Genomic DNA, 5,475 nt, shown 5'->3' with positions numbered 1-5,475 from the left:
GGCTATGCGCACCAGCCGATGCCACGCATGACCAACACCTACATGACCTCAGGCGATATGCAGCCGGACGAAATCATCGCGTCGGTCAAGAACGGCATCTATGCCGTCTCCTTCGGCGGCGGCCAGGTCGACATCACCTCGGGCAAGTTCGTGTTCGGCTGCACCGAGGCCTACATGATCGAGAATGGTAAGGTAACGCAGCCGATCAAGGGCGCCATGCTGATCGGCAACGGGCCGGATGCCATGCATCGCGTTTCGATGATCGGCAACGACATGAAGCTCGACACCGGCATCGGCATGTGCGGCAAGGCCGGCCAGGGCGTGCCGGTCGGCGTCGGCCAGCCGCATCTCAGGATGAACCAGATGACGGTCGGCGGCACACGGGTTTGATAGATCGGCCGCGCCAGCTGTTGTGGTCGCGAAAACCGGTCCCTCTCAGCCGCTGCCGCCCGCGATCCTTGGCAAGTGACTGTAAGGGTGGCGGGAACCGCCAGAGCGGCGTGCAAGAAGCATAGCCGTCTGCCGGCCAGTTTCGAACTGCCCTACAGCCACGAAGCCGGGGTTTTCGGCAAACGATGGTCGGGATCGATGACCTTCAGACGCGGTGCGTTGTTCTCGTTCCATCGCCAGAGGGCGACGCATGTGCCCCCCGGCGACATGAAGGACGGGTAGATCACGCCGTGCTGCCCATCGGCAATCAGGCGATCTCTCAGCGTGTGCGTCTCAGGCACCAGGCCTTGATCCATGATGTCGCGCCATTCGCATCGGTGAATGTCTGGCGTCACGCCGAGCTTGGTCAGCACATCAGCGTCCGTCAGGTCGGCCAGCCGCGCGCCTGAAAGTTCGAGCTGCGCAATCACCGCCGGATGCTGGACAAAGCCCTGGTTGTACTCCGCCCAGGCGGTGGATAATTCCCGCGCAGCATAGATGGTCGGGGTGCCCACCGGATTCCAGCGCCCGCCAAAGCGGGCCGCTCCTTCGCCGGAAAGTGGGAGATGCGCCCAACGCGGCACGAAGGCACGCCATAGGCTCAGCCTGCTGTCAGGCATAGATGCCGGAGCGGACTGCCTCCAGATAGGCAAGCACCTTGTCCGTCTTGCCCTCTCGAACGAGATCGTAAGCGGTCTTTCCCGCCCAGCCGGGGATCGGCTGATGCTTGAACCAGATCGCCGCACGCTGTTCATCGCCGGCCATCTCGCCTGCCATCGCCAGGATACGGACAATCGGACTCAATGCAGCATCGACCTTGCGCGCGCCGGTCTTGGCGGCAAGCGTGTTGCGCGCGACGCCGATCAGGCCCGCCAGTTCGGTCAGATTGACGCCCAGCAATTCAGCCACCCGTCTTGCCGAAAGAAATGGCGTCCGTTCCTCGCCAAAGCGCGATGCTCGAATTTCGAGAGCTGCGGCATTCATGGTATCATCCTAGCACGTTTTGAACAGCATGTGATAAAATGTGCTCATTTTTCGCGCAATTCAAGCTCAAACAAATGCAAACCTGTTACCGCCGTCGTTTCGGCTTCTCCAAAAGCGCAACGGCTTCGACATGCGGCGACCACAGGAACTGATCGATCGGCGTCACGCTTTTCAGGGCGTAGCCGCCATCGATGAGGAGGCGCAGGTCGCGTGCCAACGTCACCGGATTGCAGGAAATCGCGGCGACAAGCGGCACGTCGGACCGGGCAATCTGCTTCGACTGGTCTTCGGCGCCGGCGCGAGGCGGATCGAACACAACGCCGTCGAACGTATTCAGCTCCTTGAATGTAAGCGGCCGCCGGAACAGATCGCGGCGTTCGCTGGTCACCCGCTTCAGACCGCTGGCGAAACGGAACGCGCGGTCGAGCGCCGAAAGCGCTGCCGCGTCACCCTCCACCGCATGGACTTCCGACTTGGCGGCGAGACGTAGCGCGAAGCTGCCGCAGCCGGCGAAGAGATCGGCGACCTTTTTGGCGCGCACCAAATGCCGGCCGACGATGTCCGCCATCGCCTGCTCGGCCGCCTCGGTGGCCTGCAGGAAAGCACCCGGCGGCACAGCGACAGCCACGCCACCGAACATGACGACAGGCTTTTTGGGCTCGATGATGACCTCGCCGTCGATGGAAAGCCTTGCCAGTCCCTGAGCGATGACGAAGTTGGAGGCGACGCGGCGCTGGTTCTCGCCGAGCTTGCCGGAATCGTGAACCGCGACATCGAGGCCGGAACCGGTCACCGTGACCGTCATGCGAAACGATTTCGTCGTTGCGCAAACCAGTTCGGCGAGTGCTTTCAGACGGTCGAGCTTTGCGACGATCTCCGGCAGCGAGATCGGGCATTCCTCGATGGAAATGATTTCGGACGACAGCGCGCGAACAAAGCCGAGCCGCATGCCGGCCTCGCTCCGTCGGGCGGTGAACACGACGCGCCGACGCGTCTGCGGTGCGCACGAGACCAGCGCGTCAATGTCGCAAGTGATGCCCTTGCTGTTCAGCGCATGCGCAACCTTGTCGCGCTTCCACCGATGATAAGCTTCGGCCTCAAGATGCTGGATGGCGCAGCCGCCGCATTCGGTGAAATGCCGGCAGGCGGGATCAATGCGAAGCGGAGAAGCCTCCAGCACGGACATAAGCGTGGCGCGATCCTTTTCGCGCGCGGCGGTGACGGTTTCACCGGGCAACGTGAACGGAATGAAAAGCTCGCCGGTTTCCGTCTCGGCGACGCCGTCGCCCTGGGATCCCAGTCGTGTGATCGTGAAGCGCGCGTTCATCGGCCGCCGATCCCGCTGTTCTTCACTCCGGCATCCTTGATCCCGGCGAGCAGGAACTCGCGGTTGCCGTCGCCGCCTTCGATCGGCGACAGATGCAATCCCAGCGAGCGCCAACCGGGGACGCCGTCGAGCCAGTCCTGCAGCAGGCCGGCAACCCGCGCCGCATCGTATGGGTCCTTCAGCAAGCCGCCCTTGCCGATCGCCTCGCGGCCCGCCTCGAATTGCGGCTTGACCAGAAATATTGCTCTGGCGCCGCTCCTGGCGATGGCGAGCGCCGGCGGCAGTGCCAGTTTCAACGAGATGAAGCTGACATCGGAGACGATAAAATCCGGAATGCGATCGGCAAGATCGGCGGCGGAAAGATCACGGGCGTTCAATCCCTCGATCACCGTCACACGCGGATCGCCAGCGATATCCGGATGTATCTGGCCATGCCCGACATCGATAGCCGTGACATGTGCCGCGCCGCGTTCAAGCAAGACCTGAGTGAAGCCTCCGGTCGAGGCGCCGACGTCCAGCGCTTCGCTGCCGGCGGGATCGAGACCGAAATGATCGAGCCCGGCGATCAACTTCAGCGCAGCACGCGACACGTACCCCAGCGCCGGATCATCGACGGCTATGAGGCAATCAGCCAGGACGGTCTGGCCGGGCTTGCGGGCGATGACGCCATCGGCCGTCACCGTACCGCGCTCGATCGCGTCGCGGGCGCGAGAGCGGCTGGGAAACAGGCCGCGCGCGACGAGAAGTTCGTCGAGCCGCTGGCGTCGGCTGGCTGGCAAAGGGGAGTTCATCGGCCTTCATGGCGAAAGCCCGTCACGAAGGCAAGGATATTGGGAAGAACAACGAACATCTTGGGGAAAGCAGGCCGCGCCACAACTTGTTGAATATCGCACCAGGTCCGGCACAATGTTGGGAACGACATGCCGTTTTGCTGCCAGAACGTGAAGGAGGATGGATGCTGACCGGAACCTGCCATTGTGGCGCGGCCCACTGGACGTTGGAGGGCGATCCCGGCTCGATCACAGCCTGCAATTGCACGCTGTGCCGCCGCTATGGCGCACTGTGGGCTTACGATTATGTGGACGAACGCATTCGCGTTGCGGGATCGACAAGGCCTTATACGCGCGCCGGAAAAGATGCCCCCTCGCTCGAGATTCTGTTCTGTCCGAGATGCGCCTGCGTTCTGGCCTGGCGTGGTTTGCGCTCCAGTGCCGCCGGTCGCACTCGAATCGCCGTCAATGTGAGGCTTGCGCCGCCTGACGCCATCGCCCACCTCCCAATCGACCATTTCGATGGTCTCCACAAGTTCGAGGACCTGCCGCGCGATGGTCGCTGCGTGCGCGATATGTGGTTCTAGTGGAAAAATCTGACACTAGTACCGGTGCGGAAGGCAGAAGATGACCCCTTGGCGGTGGTTCGTTCGCGACCGGGCCGAATTCACGCCCATGACCCTGAGCTCACCTTCATCAGCCCATTTCGCTGCCCCATGGCCGACGCTCACCCCAACCAGCGTTCCCTGACCCAAAGCCGACCAGAGCAGGTCTAGGCTCCGAAGCGATACTCTATTATCATGGAAAGAGTTGCCCAGCGCCGGAAACCTCCATGGAGCGCAGGCTTGCGGCGATACTTGCCGCCGACATCGTTGGCTACAGCCGCCTTATGGAAGCCGATGAGGCGGATACCCTCGCGCGCCTGAAGAGTACCCGCGAGAACCTGATCGATCCGAAGATCGCCGCTCATAAGGGGCGCATCGTGAAGCTCATGGGCGACGGCGCGCTGTTAGAATTCTCCAGCGTGGTCGACGCGGTCGGTTGCGCCGTTGAAATCCAGCGGACTATGGCGGAGTGCAACGCCGAACTGCCGAAGGAAAGACAGCTCGAATTCCGCATTGGCGTAAACCTTGGCGATGTGATTGTCGAGGGGCAGGACATCTATGGCGACGGCGTGAATGTCGCGGGGAGACTGGAAGGATTGGCCGAACCCGGGGGCATCCTGATTTCTGGAACGGCATTCGATCAGGTCGAGAGAAAGCTGGATGTTGAGTTCGAGTTTTTGGGTGAACAACAACTCAAGAATATCGAAAAACCTGTTCGCCTGTATCGGGTGAGCCCGCGGACACGCGCCGCGTCCGGAGCAGTTCCAGCAAAACGCAAACGTCATATCGAATGGCGCCGGCTGACAGTCGCGGCGACGGCGCTGATCCTGATCGCCGGAGGTGTAGCACTTTGGAAGGTCGTCGGGGGCGGTTCAGGATCGCCGGTCGAGGTGGCCTCGAAGGCACGAATGGTGCTCCCGCTGCCTGACAAGCCATCCATCGCTGTGTTGCCGTTCACCAATATGTCCGACGAGGCGGGGCAAGAGACCTTTACTGATGGCATGACCGATGACTTGATCACCGACCTTTCAAAGGTTTCCGGCCTCTTCATAATCGCGCGAAACTCGACATTCGCTTACCGCGGCAAGCCGGTGAAAATCAGTCAGGTCGCAGAAGAACTTGGCGTGCGTTACGTTCTCGAGGGCAGCGTACGGCGAGCCGGCGAGCAGGTGCGCGTCAACGCACAGCTCATCGATGCCCTCACCGGCGGGCATGTGTGGGCGGACAGGTTCGATGGAAACGTCGCTGATATTTTTGCGGTTCAGGACGTTTTTGTCGCAAAGATCGTCGAAGCGTTGAAGGTCAATCTCACCACCACCGAAAAAACGGAAATCGCCCGCGCCAAGCCGGACAATATTGC

Annotated in this window: 7 protein-coding genes; 3 read left to right on the top strand and 4 right to left on the bottom strand. The window is 61.8% G+C overall.

The features are described from left to right. Positions 1–390, top strand: a 390-nt coding sequence (locus EOA86_RS20235; protein WP_245497324.1) for a metallopeptidase TldD-related protein, incomplete at its 5' end; no start/stop codon positions are given. Positions 391–542: 152 nt separating this feature from the next. Here EOA86_RS20235 and EOA86_RS20230 read toward each other — a convergent pair. The 4 genes from EOA86_RS20230 to EOA86_RS20215 all read right to left on the bottom strand — a co-directional run bounded on the left by EOA86_RS20230 (position 543) and on the right by EOA86_RS20215 (position 3,531). Next, positions 543–1,049 carry an RES domain-containing protein gene (locus EOA86_RS20230; protein ID WP_127212544.1) on the bottom strand — a complete coding sequence of 169 codons (507 nt, stop codon included), beginning with the start codon at positions 1,047–1,049 and terminating at the stop codon, positions 543–545. After that, positions 1,042–1,413, bottom strand: a complete 372-nt coding sequence (locus EOA86_RS20225; protein WP_029355607.1) for an antitoxin Xre/MbcA/ParS toxin-binding domain-containing protein — start codon at positions 1,411–1,413, stop codon at positions 1,042–1,044. Before EOA86_RS20225 ends, EOA86_RS20230 begins: the two co-directional genes overlap by 8 nt. An 85-nt stretch (positions 1,414–1,498) precedes the next feature. After that, a complete protein-coding gene (locus tag EOA86_RS20220; protein ID WP_128343260.1) occupies positions 1,499–2,740 on the bottom strand; it encodes a class I SAM-dependent RNA methyltransferase in 1,242 nt (413 codons plus the stop codon). Continuing rightward, on the bottom strand, positions 2,737–3,531 hold the full coding sequence (locus EOA86_RS20215; protein ID WP_128343258.1) for a TlyA family RNA methyltransferase: 795 nt from the start codon (positions 3,529–3,531) through the stop codon (positions 2,737–2,739). Before EOA86_RS20215 ends, EOA86_RS20220 begins: the two co-directional genes overlap by 4 nt. 164 nt (positions 3,532–3,695) lie before the next feature. Between EOA86_RS20215 and EOA86_RS20210 the strand changes: the two genes are divergently transcribed. Beyond that, complete coding sequence (locus EOA86_RS20210) at positions 3,696–4,097, top strand: GFA family protein (protein ID WP_128343261.1); 402 nt, start codon at positions 3,696–3,698, stop codon at positions 4,095–4,097. Between the two features lie 245 nt (positions 4,098–4,342). Beyond that, the coding region (locus EOA86_RS20205) for an adenylate/guanylate cyclase domain-containing protein (RefSeq protein WP_281035680.1) at positions 4,343–5,475 on the top strand (1,133 nt) is incomplete at its 3' end.

It is taken from the genome of Mesorhizobium sp. M5C.F.Ca.IN.020.32.2.1 (genome assembly GCF_004023105.1).
In the GTDB taxonomy this organism is placed as follows: domain Bacteria; phylum Pseudomonadota; class Alphaproteobacteria; order Rhizobiales; family Rhizobiaceae; genus Mesorhizobium; species Mesorhizobium wenxiniae.
Note: the sequence above shows the minus strand (reverse complement) of the source record. Positions and strands in the feature narration are given on the sequence as shown.

Coding starts and splice junctions, on each gene's coding strand:
- EOA86_RS20220 (WP_128343260.1), bottom strand. CDS start 2,740: ATGAACGCGCGCTTCACGATCACACGACTGGGATCCCAGGGCGACGGC.
- EOA86_RS20225 (WP_029355607.1), bottom strand. CDS start 1,413: ATGAATGCCGCAGCTCTCGAAATTCGAGCATCGCGCTTTGGCGAGGAA.
- EOA86_RS20230 (WP_127212544.1), bottom strand. CDS start 1,049: ATGCCTGACAGCAGGCTGAGCCTATGGCGTGCCTTCGTGCCGCGTTGG.
- EOA86_RS20215 (WP_128343258.1), bottom strand. CDS start 3,531: ATGAACTCCCCTTTGCCAGCCAGCCGACGCCAGCGGCTCGACGAACTT.
- EOA86_RS20210 (WP_128343261.1), top strand. CDS start 3,696: ATGCTGACCGGAACCTGCCATTGTGGCGCGGCCCACTGGACGTTGGAG.